The organism is Variovorax sp. KK3, from assembly GCF_001984055.1.
Taxonomy (GTDB): domain Bacteria; phylum Pseudomonadota; class Gammaproteobacteria; order Burkholderiales; family Burkholderiaceae_C; genus Variovorax.
The window spans coordinates 1-406 of sequence record NZ_LYVO01000207.1; the positions used below are offsets into that span (position 1 = coordinate 1).

Annotated in this window: 1 protein-coding gene; it reads right to left on the minus strand. The window is 64.0% G+C overall.

What is annotated here, in order from left to right:
- A partial coding sequence (locus tag B0W80_RS35850; protein ID WP_373039401.1) for a hypothetical protein occupies positions 1 to 406 on the minus strand: 406 nt, incomplete at both ends.

Genomic DNA, 406 nt, shown 5'->3' on the forward strand with positions numbered 1-406 from the left:
CGATCGGCATCGGCCCGTTGGCCGTCGGCAGGTAGATGTACTGCGTGCTGCCCATGCTGTTGGCCCCGCCCGTGCCCGTCTCGGCCAGCAGGTTGCCTTCTTCGTCGTAGACGTACGCATAGCCCTGCTTCTCGGCCTCGTTCGCGTTCGGACTCCAGAGCTTCGTGAAGAAGGCGACTAGGGTCTGGAAGAAGGTCTGGTCCTCTTCGTCGCCTTCTGCAGGCGAGTACAGCGGCTCGGTCTTGAATACGCGTTGGCCCAAGGCGTTGTGGGCATACCTCGTCGTCGGACTCGTATCGCTGGCACCCGTGGTGACGGCACTCAGCCGGTTCTCGGCGTCGTAGGCGTAGGTTCGCAGCCCGTCGGTGGTCAGGTCCCCGTTGGCGTTGTGGCCGTAGGTGATGGC